We start from the raw sequence: 25,683 nt of genomic DNA, 5'->3' as shown, positions 1-25,683 counted from the left end.
TATGGTATGTTCACCAGATATAGAGAGTATGATGGGGGCGTTTTGTCCTCTAATGAAAGGCCATGGCTAAAGGGAAAGCTAAGAACGAAAGCCTGTTTGCGACCGGAGGTGGAAACGCCACAGCAGCCGGCGTTTCCATGCAAGTATCGGTCGCGGCCTCGTTCGCCGTACAGATAATCACGCCTAGCATATTAGATGCTCGTCTGGAGCTGGGTGCCGCGAAGCCCGTTTCGCTGCGCATGGAAAGCGATGCCCCGGTTGATGACATTGTAGTCGAAACGGATCAGGCCGGATGGGTCTTCATTCAATCCAAAAATAGACTCAGCGGCAGCACGAAGTTGGATAGCGAGTTAGGAAAGACGTGCGATGAGTTCGCCCGCCTTTGGCGCCTAACAGTGTCAGGCGATGGCGCACGCGGTTGGAACCGCCCTCTCAAAAACGACCGAGATGCAATGGTCATCGCCGTAGGGCCGACAACCTCGGTAACCTACAAAACGGACTTACCGATCGCGCTCAATGCGTTGCGCATGGGTTCAATCGATACACTAAATGATGCGCAACAGGCGGTACTGACCTCATTTTCAGGATTGTTGCGGCAGGCCTTCAATAGCCACAACGCTCTAGCCACGCTCGATTTGAATGACGTAATGAAATTCATTCATGTAATGAATTTCGATTTCGGTGGACCGAGCCGCGACTCTGCTGAGACCAGGCTAGCGGCTTTACTCGAAGAGCCGGAAAACGCCTCGGCGGCCTTCCAAGTCATCGAGCGCAAATGCCAAGCCATTATGGCGGCGCGAGGTCGCGTGGACGGAACTGGCATCCGCATAGCCCTAACAGCCGCAAACGTTCCTATCAAAACGGGTTCGCCAACTCAGCGAGAACAGCTAACTGGAATAGAGATAACAAACCAAAAAATTCTGGCCGCACAGAAGGATATGGCACGTGCTCTTTCTGGACCCTCTGCTCAGAATACCATTGTTACGAGGGAAGCGTTCCGCCGGCTTTCTAAACTCAAGCGGGCGCGGTTCACTATCGGTTTCGAGTCCAAGCCAGCTTGTATGGAACTTCGCAGAGAGGCTGAAAGCGGTGAGCTGACGACCGCTTCGCCTGCCATGCGGCAATCCATCTTCGCTTGGTGCGCCAGAATTCTAGTTAGTGTAGACTTTCCGGAAGCCGAGCGATCACTCGCAATGGCCGAAGAATATGGAACGTCCGATGAAATTACCATCGCTCGCGCCTTTCTTCGCTTATATGCACCGAACGGCGATAAATCCGCTGCACTTTCGATGCTGGCGCACTTGGATACGCAGCAATCGTTAGCTGCGTCGCTTTTTATCGCTGCGCACGGCCTCCCACCTGAGGACGCGCTTAAGTGGCTGAGAAGTGCAGGCATCTCTCTGGATCGCCTGCATCCGGATGGCAAGTTCAGAGTTATAAGTTTGCAACTGACTGCAGGCGACTGGTCATCTGCATTTGAGACAGCGAGCGCTCTTTCGGAAACCGATTTCAACGAAACGCCGGCGCTGCTCTTCCTTGCCGCGGCGGCATATCTCGGCAACGCCGTGCATCCTGAATTCCGAGAAGTTCTCCAGCTCCCGCTGCCGCAAGACCTGGCCGGCTTTCCGCTCGGCGAGGACGCATCGGCGATGGAATGCAGAACGAAGGCTATCGAGTTCTACAAAAGGTCGGCAGTCATCCTGACCTCGCTTGAGGCGGATAAAGCCGCTGCATTCGCTTCCGACCGTGCTCTTTGGCTTGAACTGAGAGACCCGTCATCGCACGCAGCTGCTCTCAAAGAACTGCAAGACAGTATGGCTGACGAGAAAGTTCGTCTTCGGCGATTGCCCTTGGCCGCCGACTTCGGATTGCCGCTCAACGAAGAGGCTATCGAGAGCGATATCGAACGTGCAATGGCGCTTTCGGGAGGAACATCCGTCGACGCCTCAGTTGCCCGCTTGATGATGGCGTTGAGGAAAAAAGCGCCGGAAGTCGCCAACTACATCGAAGCGCATCGAGCAGAACTCATCGAATACTATCAACCTGCATTTATCGTTTCGATTGAGATCGAAGCGCTGGCAAGGGCAGGGCGAACGACGGACGCGCGAGCCAAACTAGTCGATATTGAGAGCGAGGTTGAACCCCATATCGTTGAAACCCTGAAAAACATCATCGAAGAGTCCGAAGGTGCAGACCCGGTCGCTGGAAGGGAAAGTGAGTATTCAGCTCAAAAAACCGTATCGGCTCTCATAAAGCTCGTCGATGAACTGAAGCGTACGCGAGATTTCCCAAGATTGGCACAGTATGGGGAAAAACTATTTGCGGCGCTGAAAGACGGTGCAAGTGCAGAGATTTACGTATCGGCTCTCTATGAGATCGAAGCCGACGAGAAAATCGTCGAGTTCGCAGAGGGCAATCCAGCCATTGTGCGTGCATCGGGCAATATCGGCACCGCGGTGTCATGGTCCTATTTTCGATTGGGGCACCTGGCGGATGCAAAAGCGATGCTCGACGCACTCCGTTCAAGCCGTGACGTTCAAAACGATCGCTATCTCTCGATGAACATCGCAATCGCCTCCGGAGATTGGAGTTCGCTCAACAGTTTCGTGGAAAGCGAGTGGGCGAAAAGAGATGAGAGAGAACCGGTTGAGCTTCTGCGTGCCGGTATTCTAGCTCAGCGCCTTGGCGCGGGCCCTAGGTCGCAAGAACTGGTCCGAGAAGCCGCTAAAAAAGCCGATAAGGATCCGAATGTACTGGTGCAAGCATACGATATCGCCTCCTCGTCGGGTTGGGAGAACGATGGGGACATTCATGGCTGGCTTGCGACCGCAATCGAGACCTCAGGCGAAGACGGTCCGATCAAGCGGGTAGACATTCGTGAAATTATTGATGGGCAGCCGCGTTGGAACGAACGTGTAGACCGCTCATGGGATATGCTTGTTCGCGGGGAAACGCCGATGTTCCTAGCCGCTCAAGCGACCCGCCGCACCCTGCTCGATTTGACTTTGCGCCCTGCGCTTCAGAACCTCAAAGAAGCGGACCCGCGCAAGCGACCGCTGATTTTTGCCTATGCCGGTAACAGACCGATCCGACGTGTCGGTGGGAAAAGGCTTGCACTCGATATTACCAGCATACTGTCCTTCGCTGTGACCGGTGTTTTGCAACGCGTGCTCGATTGGAGCGACAGCGTTTTTATTTCGCACACGACCCTTTCGTGGCTCTTCGAAGAACGAGCGAAACTGGCGTTTCACCAACCCAGCCAAGTCCAGCGAGCGCAAGAAATCAAAAACCTCATAGACGACGGACAGCTGCACATTTTCGAAGGGGGCGCTCCACCTCCTGCGATTGAGCACGAAGTCGGAGACGAAATCGCCAAGTATTTGATTGCAGCACAGACTGTCGATAGCGAAGACGCCTCCCAAAAGATCGTTATATGCCCGTACCCGCTTCATCGACCGGGATCGCTATTGGAGGAAAAGGCGGATGTATCCGGCTTCGAAAGTCATTTCGCCGGATGTACAGACCTTATCGAAGTCCTCAGAACGACCGGAGTTTTGACGGAAGTCGAGCGCACGAACGCGCTTTCTTTCCTTCAACTGCACGAAACGCCATGGCCACATACTCCTCGAATTCAACCGGGATCTACTCTTTATCTCGACGATCTGACGGTGTCATACCTCCAACAATTGAAACTGCTCCCACGTTTGGCAAAAGCTGGCTTTAAAGCTTTCATTACCTCGTCGGAGGCGCAACAAGCCGACGCGCTTACAAACTTCGATGAGTCCGGCGCGGAAGCTCGGGTAACGGTCGAAACCGTTCAGAACATTCTTCGAGATGGCATCGCATCCGGCAAAGTCGTTCTTGGACGCCAAATGCCGGGAGATGTGAACGACAATTACGACCTAAATCCCAGTCGCTTAATGATCGCGCAGACCCCTGACGTCGATGCCGTGGTTGTCGATGATCGGTTCGTCAACAAATATCCGACTACCAACACTGCACCGACCGCAACCTCTGTAGATGTGCTGACGACGATGGCGGGCGATGGCGCACTTTCGGAGCACGACCTCACCGAGGCTATCACCTGTCTGCGCTGGGCCGGCCTTGCCTTCGTGCCGCACTGTGCCGGCGAAATATCGACGCTTCTCAATGCCGCACCGGTCGTTGACTCTCGCGTTCGAGAAACGGCCGAGCTCCGCGCTATTCGGGAATCGATTACCCGCGTCCGCATGACAGACGCGCTTCAGTTACCGGCCGAGAGCGAGTGGCTAGATACACTTATCAAGGAACTCCTAACCGCTCTCAGAGCGCAATGGAACGATGAAATTCCCGAAGTCGAGGCACGCGCCCGATCGAATTGGGTGCTCAAACTGCTCGACCCGCGCGGCTGGGCACACATAGCGGTTCACATGGCAACTGATAGCACGGATCGTCACCGTGCGCAGGTCATGGCGCTGATGATATTCCCGTCGGCTACGGAAGCGGTCCGAGTACGCTACTGGAAGTGGCTTGAAGACTTTCTGCTTAACGAGTTCAAAGACGAGCAACCGCAATCGTACGATAAGTTGCTCGAATCGGTCCGCGATGTGATCGATTTCGAGATAGCGAAAGGTTTGCCGGATGGGGGGAGCGATGGTTGAACCGTTGGACACCCGAAAAAACTTGGCGGTAGAGCTTTTGCGGATATTTCCGCCGTCTATCGGCGTCGATGCATTGGAGGACACCGTTTTCCGCGAGCGTTACGGTCTCTCGCTAGACGCGACGATCACATTTAACGGGCTCGATGCCTCCATCAAAAGGTCGGCGCTTTTCCCGGCAATCCGCGCACTTTATGCCAACCCTCAAACTTCCATCCCGGTCAAAACGGTCGATGGAACATCCGCAAAACTGTCGATGGAGCTTGAAAAGGAACCGAAGCTTTTCCTTTCGTTGGGCGAAGCACGCCATGAGATACCCTCTTTTTGGATGCTTGCCGAAAATAAAGACATCCGTTTGTCCGGCTTCCAAGTCGAGGTCGCAGAGCGGAACCTACCGACGGATACTATCGAATCGTGGCGGCAAAAGATCGAGGAGCGCCCACTCAGCGACGAGGAAATGAGCGACCTCAAAGAAGACCTTGCGCTCGTTCCCCAAGAAGTGGCCAAGGCAATTCGACATGAGGCCATGCAGAACGAAGGCCGAGTTTCAGTCCTCGTCCCTCGCAACGCTAGATACTATCGAGGCTTGATCGGGGATCGGGGCGATGCCGCGAATGTGGAAAAATACGCAGCTGGCAATGCCAAGGCGCAGGTCGATCGGCTCCTCAACTGGGATTTCGGTCGAGGGTTGGCCCAATGCCTTCTCTTTTGCGCAAATCCTCGCCTTAGCGCCCTCATCGATATTTCCGGCAAAGCGCCGGAGGAAGTGAAGAGTTTTTTTAGATGGCTCGCAAATGAGGGAGATCGTTTCTCTCAAATCGCCGGAGTAGAAGTTGGCATACGTGCGTTCTCGAAATATCCCCAGATCGAACCGTATCTCGTAAAGATCATAGAAGACGTTCGCGATGAAAATCCATCCGATAAAGACGGAAGATTGGCACTAACAGCGCACCTTTTTGTTTTTGCGGATGGAGAATTGGCGCGCACACGGTGCTTTGCCGATGCGCCGCCATATTGGCGGCGACTTGCCGCTACAGCGCAAGCGTCGATACTGGAGCGAGCGATTGTATCGCTCGGAGGCGCCGGCGAGGATTGGAGCGAATGGGCACATCTGCGTGCCCAGCACTTCTTTATGCAAACTTTAGCAGACCTTCGCGAAGAACCGCGCTGGCTTCCCGACCTGATGACCCCTGCGCAACTCCGTTTGGAGCTGTTGATGCGCGCGAGAATCGTGAGCAATGAATTTCAATCCGACATATCTGACGGACCGCTTCGCTCGCTAGTGTTGGGCAAAGAGCCAAATCAACTGGAGACTTTGACCTCGGTGCCTACGGCCGCCGCTCCGAGCCCTGTCGAAGGCGGCATCGCTGCACCAATAGAATTTCCCAAGGACCTTCAAGCCGACCTTAGAGCACCTCAAGATGGTAAGGTTTTGGAAGCGAAAATCTTCGCAAGCGTCGTCAACTTCTCGATGACTTTTCACTTCGATAAGGAGATTGCCGGATTAATTTCAAACCTGCTGAGGAGCGTAAAATATCGGCTCGCATTCGAACAAGATGCGGATATTACCTTCACGTTGCTAATGGGTCTCGCCTCCATTGCCGCTTCCGCGCGATATCCCGAGCTCGCAGACGAACTTCGTATCCTAACACGCGTACTGGGACGGCGTGGAGACCTGAAAGCCGATGCCGAAGCCAAGATGCGGATCGCACTCGTGGCATGCGCTTCGAGGAAGGACAAACTCGAATGGTGCAAAACCGTCGGTGAGTGGCTGCTTGAAATTGCCAACGGAGAGCTTGAGCGGAAAGAAGCGGCCCGTTTTCGCTCTCACCTGCGCACGCTGTGTCATGCCGTTCCGGAATTGTGGCAGCACACGGCAAAAGTCGACGCAACACTCTCAGCGTTGTGCGATTGAGCGTGCTCTAAATTCGACGAGTCGAACTAATTGGGCAATTTGTAAGCTGTCAAATCGGCAGCGCCATGCAGATCCTATTTATTCATCGTATCGATGATGGCATTTAGACCAATCGACAACACGCATACCGCGACGGCGACCTTCGAACACAAGAGCGAGTCTGCTTATTTAGTCTTGCTCTCCAGAAGCCGCCAATCGGTTCACAGCCCCATGAAGGTTTTGCATTTGCATTTGTGACGGGGCGGTGCACAGATGAAGCCCGGTTGCAAGCAACATCCAATAGGCTCGCCTCGCGGGCGGCACAGTGCTTTCCTACATAACATCGGCGGCGCGGACCACTTGATTCGGAGGAGACAGGCGAAATATGGAAGTTGGCGAAGAGTTGATGAAGCGCGTCGACGCGGTTCGCGGATTCATCTTGAAGTCCACCGTGCCAATTATGGTGGAAATAGAGGACAATAAACCTGTACCCGTTGGCACGGGGAACCTCTTGCGGATCAACGACCGCCATTTCATCGTCACAGCTGCCCACCTGTTCATGGACAACCCTAGCCACCTTGAACACGTGGCAATACCCGACTCGCGACAGACAAGTGGTTATACCCGCATCCTCAATATGCAGTACACGCGTCCCAGAAACCAACATGTTGACGTTGCTGTTATGGAGATCATTCATCCGGATTCCGTGAGTGCGTTGAAAGATAACTGGAATTTCCTTACGCTCGACAACGTCCGGGTCAGCGTCAATCCGCCGGGCGGCGGATGGCTCGTCGGCTTCCCCAGGTCGGAATACGACGTCGACGGCAAAACAATGATATTCAAGCCTATCACTGTCATGACTGCCCTCCTGCCATCCGTGCCGAAAGGCGCTGAGCAGCCCGTGCTTGAAGGCCTCGATTGGTTTTACGAATATTCGCGGATCGCGGACGTGGTCGGCAAATCCTTTACGACGACGCCTAACCTTGAGGGTGCAAGCGGAGCAGCGTTCTGGGACGTGAGTGGACAGCCTGAGCAGGGCTTCTGGGCACCAGAAGGCTTTGCGAAGATAGTTGGGGTGCAATCTTCCTCGATGCACGGCGCTTACATGCGTGTGAAGAGTTGGTGGGCGGTGGCCAGGACGCTGGCCAAGCTGGATGATGAACTTGCCAAGGCGGTTTTCGATAAGCTGGGTGTAGCGCCCGGGCCAACGAGCGCGCAGGCAGGTACGACTGAACTGGGCGAACAGGCTGACCCAATAGGCTGACCTTCCACCTATGTCGTCGTGTGTATAGTCCGCTGTACTGGCTATTTTGCCGACAAGCGGACAGACCGCTTGCGGCCCCAAGGCTGCCAGTCAGCAGCGCGCATTTTGCAGCCAAGTGGAACACTTGGCGTCGCAGAAATGCGGCTAAGACAAATAGATGGAGCGGGATGCCCAGTTCAATTTGAACGTATCCGCTCTAGTCGGGACGGCGATATGCCAGAACCCCGGTCGGCTTGCTCAGGCTCTGCAAGGAGCCGGGTGCGGCGCCGCCGATCCAGCCCAGCACCGAGCGGGCGAGTTCGGCGCCGGCCAGTCGGAAGTTCTCGTTGACGACCAGCAATTCGCTGCGAAACAGGTGCAGAAGCTCCGACGATTGTTTGGACACCACATCGACATCGCGGCCAAGCTTGAGGCCGGCGTCTTCGATGCCGGCGACGATGGCGAGCGTCGCGGCGGCGGCGCTGCTGATGAAACCGTCGGGGCGGCTTTCGCGGCGCATCAGCTGTGCGGTCCGCATTCTGATCTGCTCGATCGAATGATCGATCGAAACGGTGTTGAACGGAATCTCGCTGGCGCCGACCTCGCTCAGCGCATCGGCAAAGCCTGCGAGCGTGTGGCCGTGATAGGTCAGCTCGACCGGCGGCGCCAACAGAGCCAGGCGGCGGCGGCCGAGGCCGGCCAGATGGCGCACTGCCTCGGCTGCGAAAGCGTAATTGTCGAAATCATGGTAGGGATGGATCAGCCCCATATCGGTGCGGCCATGCGTGGCAAAGGGGATGCCGCGCTCCAGCATATAACGGGCCCTCGGATCGTTCGGCTGCGTGCGCGAAATGATGACGCCGTCGGCTGAACCGGTTTCCACGAGGTAGCGGATCGGGTCGAGCGGATCCTGCGAGCGCGAGTAGGGTGTCACGATCAAATGGTAGGGCGTGTCGGCAATGACTTCGGAAACGCCGTAGATGATGTCCGAGACAAAGCTCATGATCTCGTGCTCGGTGTTGAGCACCAGGCTGATGACATTGGTCTTGCCGGTGCGCAGGCGGACGCCGGCACGGTTGGGCCGATAACCGATCTGCTTGGCGACAAGCTGGACGCGCCGCCTGGTCTCGGCGCCGATCTCGGGCGCGTCCTTCAGCGCGCGCGACACGGTGGTGACGCCCAGCCCGGTCATGAAGGCGAGCGTCTTCAGTGTCGGCCGGCCCTGGCCCGACGCTTCGTCGGCCTTCTCTTTTTGATGCCTGTTCATTCATCCCGCCCCGTCAGGCGCATAACAGTTGCCGGACAGGCCGGCAATCGGCCGGCCGCGGGTTCGCCGCGGGCCCTCACCGAATGAAACCGCTATATACTGAAACGTTACAGATTGTCACGACCGTCGCCATATCACTGGTGACAGATGCAGAACGAGCGGCACTCCGGTCGGCGCTAAAAAGAGCGACAGAGGGGGCTTTTCCGGTTTTCTGGCGTCGCAGCATTGCATTTTGCAGTGCAACCCCTCTTGTTGCGATGCGGTAGGCCGACGAGCCACCCGATTTTATTCGCGCTTCGAAAAAACTTGATGCCACCTTCGCCTGAGGGGTTGCGCGCCTCAAGCAATTGCCGTATCGAAAATCTGTAACGTTTCAGATTCTGGGAGGAACGAAATGCGATACCAACTCATGACTGCTGCGCTGGCTGCGACGGTCGCGCTGCAATTTGCCGGCCCGGCGGCCGCGACGGATCTGGAAGTCACCCATTGGTGGACCTCCGGCGGCGAGGCGGCAGCGGTCGCCGAACTCGCCAAGGCTTTCGACGCAACCGGCAATCACTGGGTTGACGGCGCCATCGCCGGCTCCGGCGGCACGGCGCGGCCGATCATGATCAGCCGCATCACCGGCGGCGACCCGATGGGCGCGACCCAGTTCAATCACGGCCGGCAGGCGGAAGAATTGGTGCAGGCCGGGCTGATGCGCGACCTCACCGATCTCGCCACCAAGGAAAAGTGGACGGAAATCGTGCAGCCGAAGAGCTTGCTCGACGGCTGTACCCTCGACGGCAAGATCTATTGCGTGCCGGTCAACATCCACTCCTGGCAGTGGCTGTGGCTGTCGAACGCGGCCTTCGAAAAAGCCGGCGTGCCGGTGCCGAAGAACTGGAATGAATATGTCGCTGCGGCGCCCGCGCTTGAAAAGGCAGGCATCCAGCCGCTAGCGGTCGGCGGCCAGCCCTGGCAGGCCTCCGGCGCTTTCGACGTGCTGCTTGCGGCGGTCGGCGGCACCGACGCCTTCCTCAAGGTCTACAAGGACAAGGACGCGGAATTCGCCGCTGGGCCCGAGGTCGCCAAGGTCTTCAAGGCCGCGGACGACGCCCGCAAGATGGCCAAGAACACCAATGTGCAGGACTGGAACCAGGCCACCAATCTGGTCATCACCGGGAAGGCCGGCGGCCAGATCATGGGTGACTGGGCGCAGGGCGAGTTCCAGGTTGCCGGCCAGACCGCCGGCAAGGACTATACTTGCCTTCCGGGCCTCGGTCTCAACGAGGTCATCGCCACCGGCGGCGACGCTTTCTACTTCCCGCTGCTGAAGGATCCCGAAAAATCGAAGGCACAGGAAGTGCTGGCCCACACGCTGCTCGATCCCAAGACGCAGGTCGCCTTCAATCTCAAGAAAGGTTCGCTGCCGGTGCGCGGCGACGTCGACCTCAAGGCGGCGAACGACTGCATGAAGAAGGGGCTCGAAATTCTCGCCAAGGGCAATGTCATGCCTTGGACCGACCAGTTGCTTTCGCAGGATACGCAGAAGCAGAAGGAGGATCTTTTCTCCGAGTTCTTCGCCAAGCAGGACATGACCGTGGAAGATGCGCAGAAGCGCTTCGCCGCCATTGTCGGTTCGGCCGATTGAGCGATCGACCGACCGCCTCACTCCCGCCCCTGCAAACGCAGGGTCGGGAGCTCGGGTCAAGGCCTCTTGACCCTCCGGCCCTTACCCGATCCAGCGCGGCTGTGCAGATGAGCAAGAGCGAACGCCCTAGCCAACTCTTTCGCAACCTCAATGCGAAAATCGCCTCGATCCCAATGATCCTCACAGCGCTGGTGATCTTTGTCGGCGGCAGCGCGTGGACGGTGCTTTATTCCTTCACCAGTTCGAAGCTCCTGCCACGGCTGAATTTCGTCGGGCTCGACCAGTACTACCGGCTGTGGTCGGTGCCGCGCTGGCTGGTCTCGATCGAGAACCTGTTGATCTACGGCGTGCTGTCGCTGCTGTTCTCGCTGGTGATCGGCTTCCTGCTTGCCGCCCTGCTCGACCAGAAGATCCGGTTCGAGGACACGTTCCGGACCATTTTCCTCTATCCCTTCGCCCTCTCCTTCATCGTCACCGGCCTCGTCTGGCAGTGGTTGCTCAACCCCGAGTTCGGGATCCAGGGAGTGGTGCGCAGCCTCGGCTGGGAGAGCTTCAGCTTCAATCCGCTCTATGATTCCAGCATCGTCATCTACGGCATATTGATCGCCGCTCTCTGGCAGGGCACCGGGCTCATCATGTGCCTGATGCTGGCCGGCCTGCGCGGCATCGACGAGGATATCTGGAAGGCAGCGCGGGTCGACGGGATACCGACCTGGAAGACCTATCTGTTCATCATCATACCGATGATGCGGCCGGTCTTCATCACCACGCTCGTCATCATCGCTGCCGGTATCGTCAAGATCTATGACCTGGTTGTCGCCCAGACCAGCGGCGGGCCCGGCATCGCCTCCGAAGTCCCGGCCAAATATGTCTATGACTACATGTTCTTCGCCCAGAACCTCGGTCAGGGGTTCGCCGCCTCGACCATGATGCTGCTGTCGGTGATCATCGTCATCGTGCCGTGGGCCTATCTCGAGTTCGGAGGCAAGAAGCGTGTCTGACCAAGCCATTTCATTGCCCGCCATTGCCGGCGCCGGCGGGCTCGAAGCCTACGGGCCGAGCGGGCCGAAGCCGCGCCACACATTCTCGCGCCGCAACATCTTCCTCTACGGCACGCTGATCGTGGTTGCGCTCTACTATCTTTTGCCGCTCTACGTGATGGTGGTGACATCGCTCAAAGGCATGCCCGAGATACGCCTCGGCAACATCTTCTCGCCGCCGATGGAGATCACCTTCGAGCCGTGGGTCAAGGCCTGGTCGAGCGCCTGCACCGGGCTCAACTGCGACGGGCTGTCGCGTGGCTTCTGGAATTCGGTGCGCATCACCATCCCGTCGGTGATCCTGTCGATCGCGCTCGCCTCGGTGAACGGCTATGCGCTTGCCAACTGGCGCTTCAAAGGCGCCGACACCTTCTTCATCATCCTGATCGTCGGCGCCTTCATCCCTTATCAGGTGATGATCTATCCGATCGTCATCATCCTGCGCGAAGTCGGCCTCTACGGCAGCCTCAGCGGCCTGGTGATCGTCCATTCCATCTTCGGCATGCCGATCCTCACACTGTTGTTCCGCAACTACTTTACCTCCATGCCGGAGGAGCTGTTCCGGGCAGCGCGTGTCGACGGCGCCGGCTTCTGGGGCATTTATTTCCGCATCATGCTGCCGATGTCGCTGCCGATCTTTGTCGTCGCCATCATCCTGCAGGTGACCGGCATCTGGAACGACTTCCTGTTCGGCGTCGTCTACACCCGCCCCGACACCTATCCGATGACGGTGCAGCTCAACAACATCGTCAACTCGGTGCAAGGCGTGAAGGAATACAACGTCAACATGGCAGCCACCATCCTGACCGGCCTGGTGCCGCTGATCGTCTATTTCCTGTCCGGAAAATTGTTTGTGCGCGGCATCGCCGCCGGCGCGGTGAAAGGATGATGGCGATGAACGCAAACGGCAGCATTGCGGCAAACGGCACCAGCGTCTCGATCCAGAACCTGTCGCTGAATTTCGGTGCGATATCGGTGCTGCAGACGCTCAACCTCGATGTTGCCGAAGGCGAATTCATCGTGCTGCTCGGCCCGTCCGGCTGCGGCAAGTCGACCTTGCTCAACTGCATTGCCGGGCTGCTCGACGTTTCCGAAGGCCGCATCTTCATCAAGGGCAAGAACGTCACCTGGGAAGAGCCCAAGGATCGCGGCATCGGCATGGTGTTCCAGTCCTACGCGCTCTATCCGCAGATGACGGTGGAGAAGAACCTGTCGTTCGGGCTGCGCGTTGCCGGCCTCGCCAAGGACGAGATCGCCAAACGCATCGCCCGGGCCGCCGAGATCCTGCAGATCGAACCGCTTTTGCATCGCAAGCCGGCGGCGCTGTCCGGCGGCCAGCGCCAGCGCGTGGCGATCGGGCGCGCACTTGTGCGTGACGTCGATGTCTTTCTGTTCGATGAACCGCTCTCCAACCTCGACGCCAAACTGCGCGCGGAATTGCGCGTCGAAATCAAGCTGCTGCATCGCAAGCTCGAGAACACCATGATCTACGTCACCCACGACCAGATCGAGGCGATGACGCTGGCCGACCGTATCGCAGTGATGAAGGGCGGCGTCATCCAGCAGCTCGATGCGCCGCAGACCATCTATAACCGGCCGGTCAACCGGTTTGTCGCCGGCTTCCTCGGCTCGCCGGCAATGAACTTCCTCGACGGCAGACTGGAGCAAGCGGCAGGCGACTGGCACTTCGTCGCCGATGATGTGCGGATACCGCTTGCCACCTATGCTTTCGAGAAGGAGCCGGTGCCAGGGCCGGCCGTGTTCGGCATCCGCCCCGAGCACGTGGCGTTCAACAGCGGCACGGGATGGCCGTTCGCAGCCACGGCAAATGTCGAGGTCGTCGAGCCCATGGGTTCCGACACGCTGGTCTGGCTGAAGCTCGCCGGCCAGAATTTCACGGTGCGGGTGACAGCCGAGCGCACGCCAAACAACGCCGAGGCGGTCGGCATCGGTTTTGACCCGATGCGCGCCTCGCTTTTCGACGCCGCCACAGGTAACCGCCTCTAGAGCATGATTTAGCCTCCCAAGACTCTTCCACTCCCAAGACTCTTCCACTCCCCCAAGACTCATCCCCCCAAAACTAACCATCCACAAGAAAACGGACAGAGACGATGAACTGGTCATTCCAACTTTACAGCGCCCGCAATTTCCAGCCCTGGGAGGGCGTGCTCAAGATGCTGGGGGAGCTTGGTTACAGCCAAGTCGAAGGGTTCGGCGGCGTCTATGACGGTCCCAAGGCGTTCCGTGCCGAGCTCGACAAGAACGGGCTCGCCATGCCGACCGGGCATTTCTCGATCGACGCGCTCGAGAAGGATTTCGACGGCGTGCGCAGGACGGCCGACGCGCTCGGCATCACGCTGCTCATCTGCCCGTTCCTGAACGCCGAGTTCAGGCCGGCCGACACAGCCGGCTGGCGCGGCTTCGGCGAACGCCTGGCCAAGGTCGGCGAGACGGCCAGGAAAGCCGGCTATGGCTTTGCCTGGCACAACCATGATTTCGAGTTCAAGGCGCTCGCCGACGGCTCGGTGCCGCAGGACCACATCCTGTCCTCGGCGCCCGACATCGGCTGGGAGATGGACGTCGCCTGGGTGGTGCGCGGCGGCGTCGATCCGCTGCCCTGGATCGAGAAGCACGGCAAGCGCATCGTCGCCGTCCATGTCAAGGACTTGGCCAAGCCGGGCGAGGGCCTCGACGAGGACGGCTGGTCGGATGTCGGCCACGGCACCATCGACTGGCCCGGCCTGATCAAGGCGCTACGCGCCAAAAGCGCCGCAAAATACTACGTCATGGAACAGGACAATCCCAACGATATCGAGCGCTTCGCCCGCCGCTCGATCGCAGCCGCCAAGACCTATTAGGAGCACACCAGCATGGCAACAAAACTTGGCATCGGCGTCATCGGCTGCGGCAACATCTCGAAGGCGTATTTCTCGCTGGCACCGCTGTTTCGCGGCATCGAGATGCGCGCCTGCGCCGACATCAACATGGAAGCGGCGAAAGCGCGGGCAAAAGAGTTCAAGCTGCGCGCCGAGACCGTCGAGGGGCTGCTCAAGGCCGACGATATCGACATCATCGTCAACCTGACCATTCCGGCGGTGCATTACGAGGTGTCGAAGCAGATCCTCGACGCCGGCAAGCACGTCTATTCGGAGAAGCCCTTCGTGCTGTCGGTCAAGGAAGGGCTCGACCTGAAAAAACGGGCGGAAAGCAAGGGGCTGCGCATCGGTTCGGCCCCCGACACCTTCCTCGGCGGCGCGCACCAGCTTGTCCGCGACCTGATCGACACCGGCAGGCTCGGCAGGATCACCAGCGGCACCTGTCATGTGATGAGCCATGGCATGGAGCACTGGCACCCCAATCCGGACTTCTTCTTCCAGCCGGGCGCCGGGCCGGTGCTCGATATCGGACCGTATTACATCACCAACCTGATCCAGCTGATCGGGCCGGTGAAGCAGGTCGCCGCCTTCGCTTCGATCCCGATGACGGAACGCATCATCAGCTCGAAGCCGCGCGCCGGCGAAAAGATCCCGGTCTCCACGCCGACGACGATCCACGGCGTGCTGGAATTCGAGAACGGCGCCATGGTGACGCTCAACACCAGCTGGGATGTCTGGAGCCATGGCCACGCGCCGATGGAACTCTATGGCGAGGCGGGCACGGTGTTCGTGCCGGATCCGAACTTCTTCGGCGGCGAAGTGCGCTACACCGAAGCCGCCAAACCGGTGAAGAAGCTGCCGAAATGGCCGCATCCGTTCGGCGTGCCCAACGAGATGCATTCGCAAGGCATGATGGCCAACTACCGCACCGCCGGTTTGGCCGACATGGCGATCGCGATCAGGGAAGGCCGGCCGCACCGCTGCTCGATGGAACTGGCGCTGCATGCCGTCGACGTCATGACCGGCCTGTTGCGTTCGGGCGAGACCGGAAAGTTCGTCGCCATGCAGACCAGCTGCGAGCGGCCCGCGGCACTCGGCGTCAAGGCGGCGAAGGAGCTGCTGGCGAAGAAGAAAACCAAGTAGGCGGCGCACCTCCCAAGCACCGCAAAAAGCCTCTCCCCGTTTGCGCGGGGAGAGGCTAAGGGTGGCAAGCTCGACTGCCCCACTGTCGCGGCGGCAGCCGTCGGGCTCGTTTCGATTTGAGGATTTCCCATGCCCTATGTCCCCGCCGAAAACCGCTACGACAAGATGGTCTACAATCGCTGCGGGCGGTCCGGCCTGAAGCTGCCGGCGATCTCGCTTGGGCTGTGGCACAATTTCGGCGACGACACGCCGCATAGAACCAAGCAGGCGATCGCGCGCAAGGCGTTCGATCTCGGCATCACGCATTTCGACCTCGCCAACAATTACGGCCCGCCGCCCGGCTCGGCGGAGCGGGCGTTTGGTGAGATCCTGCGGACGGACTTTACCGGTTATCGCGACGAGCTGATCATCTCGACCAAGGCCGGCTACGAAATGTGGGCAGGGCCTTACGGCGAATGGGGCGGCCGCAAATATGTGCTGGCCAGCCTCGACCAGAGCCTGAAGCGGATGGGGCTCGACTATGTCGACATCTTCTATTCCCACCGCTTCGACCCAGACACTCCGCTGGAAGAGACGATGGGCGCGCTCGATCACGCGGTGCGCTCGGGCAAGGCGCTCTATGCCGGCATTTCCTCCTATAATTCGCAGCGCACACGCGAGGCCGCCGACATATTGAAGCAGCTCGGCACGCCTTGCGTGATCCATCAGCCGAGCTATTCGATGCTCAACCGCTGGGTCGAGGATGACGGCCTGCTCGATACGCTGGAGGGGCTTGGCGTCGGTTGCATCGTGTTCTCGCCGCTGGCGCAAGGCATGCTGACCGACAAATATCTCGGCGGCATCCCCGATGGCAGCCGCGCCAGCCAGGGCAAGTCGCTGCGCCCGGCATTCATCAACGACAAGTCGATCGCCAATATCGAGGCGCTGAACGTCATCGCCCGTCGCCGCGGCCAGACGCTGGCGCAGATGGCGCTGGCCTGGGTGCTGCGCCGGGGCAGGGTGACGTCGGCGCTGATCGGCGCCAGCCGGCCGGAACAGGTCGAGGATTGCGTCGGCGCGCTGAAGGCGCTCGACTTCAGCGATGCCGAGCTCGCCGAGATCGACACCTTTGCCCGCGAGTCGGACATCAATCTCTGGGCGGCATCGGCCGAGCGCAAGGGGCCGCCGAGGAAGTAGGCGATGACGGCATCCGGTGGCCGAAGGGCGACGGCTTCCGGGACGCTGAGCATAGAATGGCCGGGCAGCTGGATGGGTATTGCAAGAAGGTCGTTTCGTCCGATTCGGGGTTAGGCGATGAATCAGGAAATCCGGCTTTTTGGCGCTATTGCGGTCCGCCCCGCCATTCTAGCTCTCATACCCCGGTTCGAAACGGGCACGGGATTCACAGTTGCGGTCAGGTGGGAGCTCAATCCGACAGTAAAGAAGCAGATTGAAGCTGGGGAAGCTTTTGACCTCGTCATCACCAATCCGGACCTGGTTCAGGATCTGACTGCCTCGGGAAAGGTCAAGGCGGGGAGCCAGGTGGCGTTTGGCCGGATAGCAATGGGGGTGGCAGCCAAGGCAGGCAGTCGACCGCTCGACATCGGGTCCGTGGAAGCATTCGAACAGGCGTTGAAGAGCGCCAGATCGATCGCCTACGCCAGTGAAGGAACCAGCGGTGGCTACTTCTCCGGTTTGCTGGAACGTTTGGGGATAGCGGATGAGGTGAAGCCCAAGCTGGTGGCCATACCAGGAGGGCAGACAGCGCCGGCCGTGGGCCGTGGGGAAGCCGAGTTGGGGGTGGTTCCCGTGACTTCGATTCTCGCGGCCGCTCCCGATGTCGTGCTTGTCGGTCGGTTTCCGGAAGAACTCCAAAGTTACGTCGACTTCGCCATCGGCATCAGCGCCGATTCGACGGACGCAGAAGCTGCCAACCAGCTGTCGGCATTTCTGATGTCGGCAGCTGTTGATGACATCCTGGCGGCAAGGGGTGTCGAGCGCCGCTAAGAGCGTGCGATGAAGTACGCCGGAGCCACGCTGGAAATCCCCTTCTCAAACACGCTCTAACTTTCGGCTGCCTTGAGGTTCCGCGCGGCTTCCTCCAGCGTCGCCCTGTCGTTGCCAAGCCTGTCGATCAGCTCTTGCGCCTGATCACCGGTTATCCCGGTGCGCATCGCCAGTGCCTCGACCGTCAGAACGTCGGAACTGGCGATCGTTCCCGCCGGAACGTCCGCGTCGTCGAGGCCAAGCTCTTGCTTCGCCTGCTGCCAATGACGCTCATGCGCGCCATCCGGGCGGCCCTCGCGCATCCAGATTTCATAGGCTCGCTGCCGAATTTTTTCATGCCGATCGTCGTCCATGGCGGTTCCTCCCTTGTGGCGTTTTCACCAACGCGGGGAGCGCCGGAACGATCCGATGTTGATGCCGAATTCGCAGACATGCCGGACAAAAGCCGGTTTCTCACCGAACAAACACCGGACATACGCGTTTTGCGGAGGAACCTGCACAGTGGGCCGGCCGTTGAGCCGAGCCTGAGCAAAGGAGATTACAATGGCCGACGAACCAAACGAATCCGCAGCACCGAAGATGACTCAACGTGAAGCTCAGGAAGCCCTGGAGAAGCAGGTCGCGCAGCTGAGGCGCGAGATCAACAAGATCAACCGAACCTTGGCGGAACGCGCGGAAGAGGCGATCGAGGACGCCGGCGATTGGTATGGCAACGCTGCTGAGCGCGCCTCGCGGACGGCACAAGCCCTGCGCAACAGGGCGCAGACGGTGTCCGGGGTTGTCCAGGAGAATCCTGGGACAGTATCGTCCGCCTTCATACTCGGAGCGGCCGTAGGGGCGCTACTGGGCCTCGCCTTGGCCGCCACAGACCAGCGCCGCGATCGCTGGTTTTAGTCCCAACCGAAGGTTCCGGGCAGAAACGGCGGGATTGCTCCCGCCGTCATTCAGCAAATGACACCGGTCAGGGCGTGGCGGGCTTCTGCGCCGTGCCGAGGGCTTTGGGCGCTGCGGGCGCTGCCGTCTTCATCTTCTCCTCGATCCAGCCGGTGTAATTCGCCAGCCGCGTGTAGATGCCGTAGGCGTTCTTGTGGCCGCAGGCGGTGCTGCCGTCGGCCGGACCTTCGCCCCAGCTGACGACACCGACCTGCAGCGGACCGTCGGCACCGGTCATGAACAGCGGTCCACCGCTGTCGCCATTGCAGGCATCGCGCTCGCCGCTGGCGGTGCCGGCGCAGATCATGTTGCCGGTCAGCGGATCGGCCATGTCAGCTGCAATCGCGTTGGCGGCCGCCTCGATGCCCCTTTCCGAGTAACGCATGCGGCGGGCGAGCTCGCCGAGCGCTGCCTTCAAATCACGCGCATAAATCGCCTTGATGCCGCTGTTGCAGGTTGCGTTCGGCTGGAGATCCAGGTCGGCGACCATCAGCGCGGTGGGAAACGTTCCGTCCTGCATCTTGCCCCAACCGGTGACCGTCGTCTTACCGGTGTCCGGTGTCGGCTCACGGGCAATTTTGATGGTCGGGGCATCGGCCGGCTCGGCCAGCCGGATCAAGCCGAGATCGTTGTCCAGCGTCTGCTCGCTATAGCCCTCGTTGACGATGATTTCCGCCGCCTTGTAGCGCTTGCCCTCGCTGAGATCGGTGGCGCCGGTGAGCACGGTAACCACATCAGGCGAAATCGGTTCGCCGTCGTCATTGAGGCAGTGCGCCGCTGTCAGCACCCATTGCGGCCCGATCAGGCTGCCGCCGCAGAACTGCGCATTCGCCTGCGACGCCGGGCTTTTGTCCAGTCTGTTGGTGGTCAACAATGCCACCTGGAACGGGTAAGCGCCCTTCTCGGCCTCTTCGCCGCCGTAGACGCGATCGGCGCCGTCGGGATTCTCCACCCTGGCCTTTGCCCTGGCCTCGGCCACGCGTTTCATCGGCGAGATTGCCGCCTCCGGCCGGGCGGCCGCGTCTCCGGCATGAACGGAATTGACGGCCGGCACGGCCGCCGCGATGCCGAGCAGCGCGGCGGCGGCAATCGGTCTGAACCTATGGATGATCTTCACCTCGAACCCCCTGAGACGATGTTCCCGACAGGTCAGTCGCCGACGCATGATCCACTAAAATGGAACCGGCCGGTGAGATCATGCTCCAAGGCGAAGCACGATCCGTCACAAAGCCGAGCACCATTTCTGCTAGTCGTGCTGTCGAGCCAAACCCGCCCAAAATCCTATAGCCCCCCACGGGCTATGTGGAAGCAATTTGTCGTTGCCAATGTTGGATTATTTTAGGCAGTATACCGGTGCAGGCTTTTTTGGCGGGGACCTAAACTGGCTGCACTGAATAATGGCCCGGTAAAGGCACCGGTAACTAATTTCATTTTTCTGCGCCACCACGATCTCGACAATATTTCTGTATCTTGATCCAGTCCTTGCTGAGTTTTGGGAGAGTCTCACCATGACAAAACTGACACAGTGCATTATTGCGTCCGCGTTGCTTTCCACGGCAATGTGGGCGGTTCCTGCCTTGGCTGCCGATCCAGGTTCCGCCAATGCCGGCAACGGCGAAAGCATGCGGGACGTAACATCGGGCGATTACAAGCCTGGCCGGGCGAAACCGATCGCCCCGCCGAAACTGACCGAGGACGAGGCCAACCGCGCCGCGCCGCTCACCGACGAAGCAACGGCCGTCAAATCCTATGGCATCGTCGGCCGCTCCGCCGATGGCAAGGACATCAAGATCGATCCGAACGAGACGCTGAAGGACCTTGTCATCAAGGAAATGAACGCGCCCGCCGAGGGACAGAAGTCCGAGAATTCCGGGCTGAGCGGAGGCGAAGAGGCCGGCCGCCAGGTGTTCGGGACGGACGACCGCGAGCAGATCAAGAATACCAAAACCTACCCGTTCACGGCGATCGGCTATCTCGAAGGCAAATCGAAGAGCGGCAGCTATGGCAGCTGCTCGGCGACGCTGATCGGCCCGCGCACGGTGCTCACCGCGGCGCACTGCCTCTACAGCCACGAAGACAAGGCCTGGCTGGACGATATCCTGTTCGTCCCGGCTCTCAATGGCAAGACCGCCGACGACGCACCGTTCGGCGCCTTCACCTATGAAAGCGCCTATATCGTCCAGGGCTTCATCGACAATTACCAGGGCTTTTACGGCTCGGTCGTGCCGTGGGATCTCGGCATCGTCACCCTGAAACAGGATGTCGGCACCAATCTCGGCTGGCTGGGCTATGCCAATTACGTGGATCTTGGCGACTTCACCGCCAACATCGTCGGTTATCCCGGCGACAAGCCGATGGGCACGATGTGGAAGGCGACCTGCGAAGTGCTCGCCGAACACATCGCCACCGAGTATTTCCAGTACGACTGCGACACTTATCCAGGATCGAGCGGCAGCTCGGTCTATGCCTACGACAATGGCTCCAAGCAGCGCGTCATCACCGGCGTGAACGTGGCCGAGAGCCCGGATGCCAACACAGCCGTGCGTCTGAACGCCATCAACGTCCAGTGGATCAACAGCCTGTACAAATAGGCCTGCAGAATTTCGGCCGCGATCGTCGCGGAAAACCGGCCGGCGGCGGAGCATTTCCGTCGCCGGCTTTCGCATTTTCGGGAATTATCTGGACTGGGCCGAGGGTGGCGCCTGGCGGACATAGTTCTCGATCGGCTGGGCGAAAGTCGGTGAACCGGCCTTGCGCTCCTTGTCGATATAGCCGGCAAAATAGCTCCAGAACGAAGCGGCATAGTCGCGGAAATAGGAGTCGGCGACGTCGCGCGAGCACAGCCTGCCTTCGACGCAGAAGGAAAGGCGGTTGAGGAAATAGACGATGCGGTCGAAATTGTCGCTGAACTCGGCAAGCGGCATGTCGCCGCCGGTTGCGCTCATCGCTTCGATGCCGATGCGCTGTCTGAACACCTGTTCCTCGGTCGGAGTCGGATTGGCACTGAGCAGATTGCCGTATTTGGCGTTGAGCGCCGCCAGGCGTTGCTTGAGGGCCCGTTGCGCCTGCTGGTAATCCTTGCTTTCCCAGAGCTCGACCAGCGACATCGTTTGCTCGACGCGCTTCTGCTCCTGGTTCGCCAGGAACTGGTAGACCGAAAAGATCAAGGTGAAGATGATCGCCAGGCGCACCAGCAATCCGGACCAGGCATAGACGAGCATGCGCCAGTCGCGATCGGTGAATGGGTTCGCCTCCTTCTTGACCTCGTGATTGCTCACCCACGGCAGGCCTTCGACGGTTTCCGGCAGCGACACCGGCTTCTTTTGCGGTACCGGCGCCGTCACTGCCTGCTGCGTTGCGTTGCCCCCCGCTTTCGTCATCCGCAGCTGTCCAGTTCTATGGTAGCGGACGGGTCGAGCACGATGCCCGGCGTCTCCAGCTTCTTCTTCAGGCAATCCAGCTGCGCCCGCGAAACGATGAACTGCACGTCAGGCGCCACCTGCGCCTTGCTCGGCGACGGCAATGGTTCGACCACGCCGCGCGAGGTGCAACTGCTGAGATCGACGACGACGGCGGCGTTGCTGGTTTTGGCGATCTGGTCATACTGGTCGAGAAAGCAACTCGCCAGTTCGGAATTGATGACGACCTCCTTGGCGCAGAGGCCGCAAGCCTCGTCCGCCGAAGCATTGGCGGCCAGCAACAGCCCGGCGACAAGGCCGGCGGTTGTTGCGCGCCACGAAAATACGATCCTGTTCACGAACGCCCTCATCCGTTCCGTTCGGCCGCCGACAGCGGCGGTCGAAGAATGTTCATTATCAGCCGATTAGGCAAGAGGCCCGGCCGGGCACCTGACCCCGCCTCAGGCGCGCGGCACCGTCTCCATCGGGAAGATCATCACGGCGCCCTTCGATCCCTTGTCGTCGGTAAGCCGCATGGCCGACCGCGTCGCCGGCGCCATGCCGATATCGGCGAGCATATCGGAGAAGCTTGGCTGTCCGAGCCCGCGCGTTACCGAGACAACCCCCTCTTGCGCCAGGAAGCTCAGATCCTGCTTCTCGCTCTGCGGCGGTGCTTCGGTCAAGACGGCGATCATCCGCTCCATGCCGAAGCTGGTGTCGGTGAATTTGAACAGCCCTTCCTCGAGCACGGCGCCTTCGGTCAGGCGCTCGGCAAGAAAATGCTGGATGGAATAGTCGGAGCCGACATAGAGCACGTTGATGTCGACCAGGTTGGTCGAACCGTTCCTGGCCAGCACGTGGACCTGATCGTCGGGCGAAACACGCGGCACCGTCGACGGTTCGATCGGCTGCAGCGTGTCGCTGTCAAAACGCTTGATCCGGAACTCGACGCTGACCTCTTCCGGCCGATAATCGGAAGCGGCGGCCAGCCTCGACAGTCCGATGGCGCGGAAGATTTTCGTCAGATTCCCTGCGGCGGCCTCGATCAACTTTTCGCGGCCGTCCGGATGAATGACGATCAACGGCGGCTTGCTGCCGCCCTTGAGCGTCATGTCGCCCGAAGCCGGCAGGAACCACAGCGCCGGCGCGTCGGTGGCGTCTTCCGCGGCGCCGGCAATGGCGTTCTCGCGCAGCACTGCGAGACGCAGATCTGCGCTCTTGCCGGGCTCGACCAGCGCGATGTGGAACCCTGAGTTCTCCCTGGCCGCCAGTTCGTCGAGAACCGAGTTCGCCAGCGCGGCCTCTTTCTCGAGGCCTTTGGCCGCTGCCGGCCGCGCGACCACGAGCTTGTAGTCGACGGCGAGCTCGGCCAGCCGCGCATAGGCATTGGCGGGGATGTCGGCCAGCTTGAGCGCCGGCTTGCCGCCGAACTCGACCGGCTTGACCCGGCTTTCCAGGTTTTTCGCCGACTGAACCTGGAGATAGCCAAGCGCCTCGGACAGCGGCGACAGCGCCGACGGCAATATTGCGAGCCTGCTGCCGGGGGTGAGGCGATGCAGCAACCCGGCGCCGATCGTGGCTTTGTCGTTCTCGATGACGATCGGCCATTGCATGACCGCCTCGGTCTTGTCGGTGCCGAAGACGCGTGCGTCGAGTTCTCCCTCGAACAGCGGCGTTGGCCGGGTGCGGCCGTCCGCCGAATATTGCTGCAGCACGGCCTGGCCGAGCTGGCGATAAGTGATGTTGGGGTTCTCGGCCAGTTTCGACAGGATGGTGAAGGTGAACAGCCCGAAACGCGGTGCATCGGCCGTGCCCTTGGGCAGCGGCATCTCGGGCGTCGTCTCCACCGTCTGCGCCGCGTAGAAGGCGACCAATTTGCCCTTGGTGGTCGGCTCGGCGCCGGTCGGCGTCAGCTTGAAGGCCGGCTTGCGCTGCCCGTCCTCGTCAAAGCCGCGCGGCGCGGCCGACGCAATCTCGTCATAGGCTCTCACCGCAGCCGCCCTGGCAGCGTCGTCGCCGCCAACCAGATCGGCGAACTCGACCTTGCGTTCCAACTCGTCGTCGACCTCGGCGGCGCGCGTCGCCGTGCCGGAATGGCAGCAGTCGAACACGGCCCAGATAAAGGCGCCCTTGTCGCGAATAGCGTCGAGCGCGGTGCCGATCTCGTTGTCGACCAGCGCATTGGGCACGCCCTTTTCGCGGTTCACCCATTTGTCGATGTCGGACGGCAAGAAAATCTCGTCGAGGCCGTCCGTCTCGTCGCCCTTGTTCGCTGCCGGCTGCTGCGCGCCGTGACCGGACAAATGCAGGTAGACGAAATCGTCGCGCTGGACCTTGGCGGCAAGATCGGCCAACGCCGCCTTGATCGCCGCATGTGTCGGCGGTCCGTTGGCGCCTTCGACATCCTTGGCGAGCAGCGTGACGTTTTCGGCCAGGAATTTTACCGGCGCGGGCGTGTTCCCCAGGAGGTAATCGCGCACTAGGCCGGCATCGTTTTTCGGTCCGATCAGCCAGTTTTTCTTCGGCAGGTTCGGGTAATCGGTGCAGGCAACAAGCAGCGCATGGTAGGTGCGCGCCGCTGCGAATGCCCGAAACGGCACCAGGCCGGCAGCGGCCAGCGCGGACGTGCAGGTAAGCAGCGTCCGCCGCGTCACTTTGATCATGATTGCTTCCCCAAGCCCGATCGAATTTCCAAGCACGGCCAGCCTGGCCGAGGATTTTGTCAGTATTTTGAATATGGCGCCGCCGGCCAGCCGACCACCGGCTGCGAATAGAAACAGTAGCAAAAATGGCAGTTCGTCGCTATCTCAGTGGAAGAGGTCCGACTGCTTGCGAAATGGCAGCGATCGGCACGGAGCGGCTTGGAACAGGATCATGGCGGCAAGGGATGTACTGACGAAGAACCAGCTTTGCGTTCTCGAGAAGCTCGAGGCCGCCAGCGGCCCGCTCAGCGCCTATACGTTGCTCGACCAACTGCGCGAGCGCGGTTTTCGCGCGCCGCTGCAGGTCTACCGGGCGCTCGACACGCTGGTGAAATCCGGCTTCGTGCACAGGCTCGAAAGCCTCAATTCCTTCGTCGCCTGTGCCGAGCCGCACGACCACAGCCATTCGATGACAGCGTTTGCCATCTGCGACACCTGCGGCCAGGTGACTGAGTTCTCCGACCACGATGTCGGACACCGGCTCGACGAATGGGTACGCTCGACCGGCTTCGCCGCCAAGAAGGCGGTGATCGAGTTTCGTGGGACATGTGCGAAGTGTTTGGCTGAAGCGGCTTGAAGGGCCTGCCAATGGTTCCGCTGCGGGGCTTGAACTATCGCAATCTTTTGAGATTGGCTGATACCCACCAAGCTTCGTCATCCCAGGGCGGAGCAGGAGCGAAGCGACGTCGCGGAGACCCTGGGATCCATGCCGTTACATCAGCCGAAGAATGTAGCGGCTCAGAATGAAGCGCTCTATAGCGATCCTTCACACCTTCCTTGTCCAGCCTGCATCAAAAGTTCTGCACCGCAGCAACACTCTGATGTCACGGCATGATGGGGTGGACGGCGCCCGACGGCATCGGATGTGCCAGAATGAGTTCGTTGAGATCTCAAACAAGGGAGCCGTCCGTGGAACACCTTATCCGTATTG

At 60.0% G+C, this 25,683-nt stretch carries 20 protein-coding genes; 14 read left to right on the top strand and 6 right to left on the bottom strand.

What is annotated here, in order from left to right:
• Positions 1–62 precede the first annotated feature (62 nt).
• From NKJ91_RS18925 to NKJ91_RS18915, 3 genes are all read left to right on the top strand, one after another.
• Positions 63–4,640 (top strand): HTH domain-containing protein, encoded by a 4,578-nt coding sequence (locus NKJ91_RS18925; RefSeq protein WP_352456796.1) that lies wholly within the window; start codon positions 63–65, stop codon positions 4,638–4,640.
• A complete protein-coding gene (locus tag NKJ91_RS18920; protein WP_352456795.1) occupies positions 4,633–6,552 on the top strand; it encodes a hypothetical protein in 1,920 nt (639 codons plus the stop codon). Before NKJ91_RS18925 ends, NKJ91_RS18920 begins: the two co-directional genes overlap by 8 nt.
• A gap of 364 nt (positions 6,553–6,916) precedes the next feature.
• Positions 6,917–7,795, top strand: coding sequence for a hypothetical protein (locus NKJ91_RS18915; protein WP_352456794.1), 879 nt, complete (start codon positions 6,917–6,919; stop codon positions 7,793–7,795).
• 196 nt (positions 7,796–7,991) lie between these two features.
• On the opposite strand, the gene NKJ91_RS18910 is transcribed toward NKJ91_RS18915, so the two are convergent.
• The gene (locus NKJ91_RS18910; protein WP_352456793.1) at positions 7,992–9,041 is read right to left on the bottom strand and encodes a LacI family transcriptional regulator; all 1,050 of its coding nucleotides are present in this window, start codon (positions 9,039–9,041) and stop codon (positions 7,992–7,994) included.
• Positions 9,042–9,435: 394 nt separating this feature from the next.
• Between NKJ91_RS18910 and NKJ91_RS18905 the strand changes: the two genes are divergently transcribed.
• The 8 genes from NKJ91_RS18905 (at position 9,436) to NKJ91_RS18870 (ending at position 17,719) form a co-directional block, all read left to right on the top strand.
• Positions 9,436–10,674: an ABC transporter substrate-binding protein gene (locus NKJ91_RS18905; RefSeq protein ID WP_352456792.1), complete on the top strand. Its 1,239-nt coding sequence runs from the start codon at positions 9,436–9,438 to the stop codon at positions 10,672–10,674.
• A 107-nt stretch (positions 10,675–10,781) separates the two neighbouring features.
• Positions 10,782–11,675: a carbohydrate ABC transporter permease gene (locus tag NKJ91_RS18900; RefSeq protein WP_352456791.1), complete on the top strand. Its 894-nt coding sequence runs from the start codon at positions 10,782–10,784 to the stop codon at positions 11,673–11,675.
• Positions 11,668–12,603, top strand: coding sequence for a carbohydrate ABC transporter permease (locus NKJ91_RS18895; protein ID WP_352456790.1), 936 nt, complete (start codon positions 11,668–11,670; stop codon positions 12,601–12,603). Before NKJ91_RS18900 ends, NKJ91_RS18895 begins: the two co-directional genes overlap by 8 nt.
• 5 nt (positions 12,604–12,608) lie before the next feature.
• Positions 12,609–13,721: an ABC transporter ATP-binding protein gene (locus tag NKJ91_RS18890; protein ID WP_352456789.1), complete on the top strand. Its 1,113-nt coding sequence runs from the start codon at positions 12,609–12,611 to the stop codon at positions 13,719–13,721.
• Between the two features lie 104 nt (positions 13,722–13,825).
• Positions 13,826–14,572: a sugar phosphate isomerase/epimerase family protein gene (locus NKJ91_RS18885; RefSeq protein ID WP_352456788.1), complete on the top strand. Its 747-nt coding sequence runs from the start codon at positions 13,826–13,828 to the stop codon at positions 14,570–14,572.
• 12 nt (positions 14,573–14,584) lie between these two features.
• Entirely contained in the window at positions 14,585–15,733 is a 1,149-nt protein-coding gene (locus NKJ91_RS18880) for a Gfo/Idh/MocA family protein (protein ID WP_352456787.1), read from the top strand.
• A 129-nt stretch (positions 15,734–15,862) separates the two neighbouring features.
• Positions 15,863–16,909: an L-glyceraldehyde 3-phosphate reductase gene (mgrA, locus tag NKJ91_RS18875; protein WP_352456786.1), complete on the top strand. Its 1,047-nt coding sequence runs from the start codon at positions 15,863–15,865 to the stop codon at positions 16,907–16,909.
• Positions 16,910–17,026: 117 nt separating this feature from the next.
• Complete coding sequence (locus tag NKJ91_RS18870; RefSeq protein ID WP_352456785.1) at positions 17,027–17,719, top strand: molybdate ABC transporter substrate-binding protein; 693 nt, start codon at positions 17,027–17,029, stop codon at positions 17,717–17,719.
• Positions 17,720–17,775: 56 nt separating this feature from the next.
• On the opposite strand, the gene NKJ91_RS18865 is transcribed toward NKJ91_RS18870, so the two are convergent.
• Complete coding sequence (locus NKJ91_RS18865; RefSeq protein ID WP_352456784.1) at positions 17,776–18,072, bottom strand: DUF2934 domain-containing protein; 297 nt, start codon at positions 18,070–18,072, stop codon at positions 17,776–17,778.
• Between the two features lie 190 nt (positions 18,073–18,262).
• Between NKJ91_RS18865 and NKJ91_RS18860 the strand changes: the two genes are divergently transcribed.
• Positions 18,263–18,613, top strand: a complete 351-nt coding sequence (locus tag NKJ91_RS18860) for a hypothetical protein (protein WP_352448357.1) — start codon at positions 18,263–18,265, stop codon at positions 18,611–18,613.
• A gap of 67 nt (positions 18,614–18,680) precedes the next feature.
• Here NKJ91_RS18860 and NKJ91_RS18855 read toward each other — a convergent pair whose 3' ends face one another.
• Positions 18,681–19,769, bottom strand: coding sequence for a S1 family serine peptidase (locus NKJ91_RS18855; protein ID WP_352456783.1), 1,089 nt, complete (start codon positions 19,767–19,769; stop codon positions 18,681–18,683).
• A 391-nt stretch (positions 19,770–20,160) separates the two neighbouring features.
• Here NKJ91_RS18855 and NKJ91_RS18850 point away from each other — a divergent pair, with 391 nt between their 5' ends.
• On the top strand, positions 20,161–21,243 hold the full coding sequence (locus tag NKJ91_RS18850; RefSeq protein WP_352456782.1) for a trypsin-like serine peptidase: 1,083 nt from the start codon (positions 20,161–20,163) through the stop codon (positions 21,241–21,243).
• An 84-nt stretch (positions 21,244–21,327) separates the two neighbouring features.
• Here the strand turns inward: NKJ91_RS18850 and NKJ91_RS18845 are convergent, their stop codons facing one another.
• The 3 genes from NKJ91_RS18845 to NKJ91_RS18835 form a co-directional block, all read right to left on the bottom strand.
• The gene (locus NKJ91_RS18845) at positions 21,328–22,032 is read right to left on the bottom strand and encodes a DUF4760 domain-containing protein (RefSeq protein WP_352456781.1); all 705 of its coding nucleotides are present in this window, start codon (positions 22,030–22,032) and stop codon (positions 21,328–21,330) included.
• Positions 22,029–22,409, bottom strand: coding sequence for a hypothetical protein (locus NKJ91_RS18840; protein WP_352456780.1), 381 nt, complete (start codon positions 22,407–22,409; stop codon positions 22,029–22,031). Before NKJ91_RS18840 ends, NKJ91_RS18845 begins: the two co-directional genes overlap by 4 nt.
• 102 nt (positions 22,410–22,511) lie before the next feature.
• On the bottom strand, positions 22,512–24,713 hold the full coding sequence (locus NKJ91_RS18835; RefSeq protein ID WP_352456779.1) for a caspase family protein: 2,202 nt from the start codon (positions 24,711–24,713) through the stop codon (positions 22,512–22,514).
• Positions 24,714–24,924: 211 nt separating this feature from the next.
• Here NKJ91_RS18835 and NKJ91_RS18830 point away from each other — a divergent pair, with 211 nt between their 5' ends.
• Entirely contained in the window at positions 24,925–25,329 is a 405-nt protein-coding gene (locus tag NKJ91_RS18830; RefSeq protein WP_023675234.1) for a Fur family transcriptional regulator, read from the top strand.
• The last annotated feature ends 354 nt before the right edge of the window (positions 25,330–25,683 follow it).

The sequence above is a fragment of the Mesorhizobium sp. M0040 genome, from assembly GCF_040323505.1.
In the GTDB taxonomy this organism is placed as follows: Bacteria; Pseudomonadota; Alphaproteobacteria; order Rhizobiales; family Rhizobiaceae; genus Mesorhizobium.
This window is presented reverse-complemented; position numbering and strand designations above follow the sequence as displayed.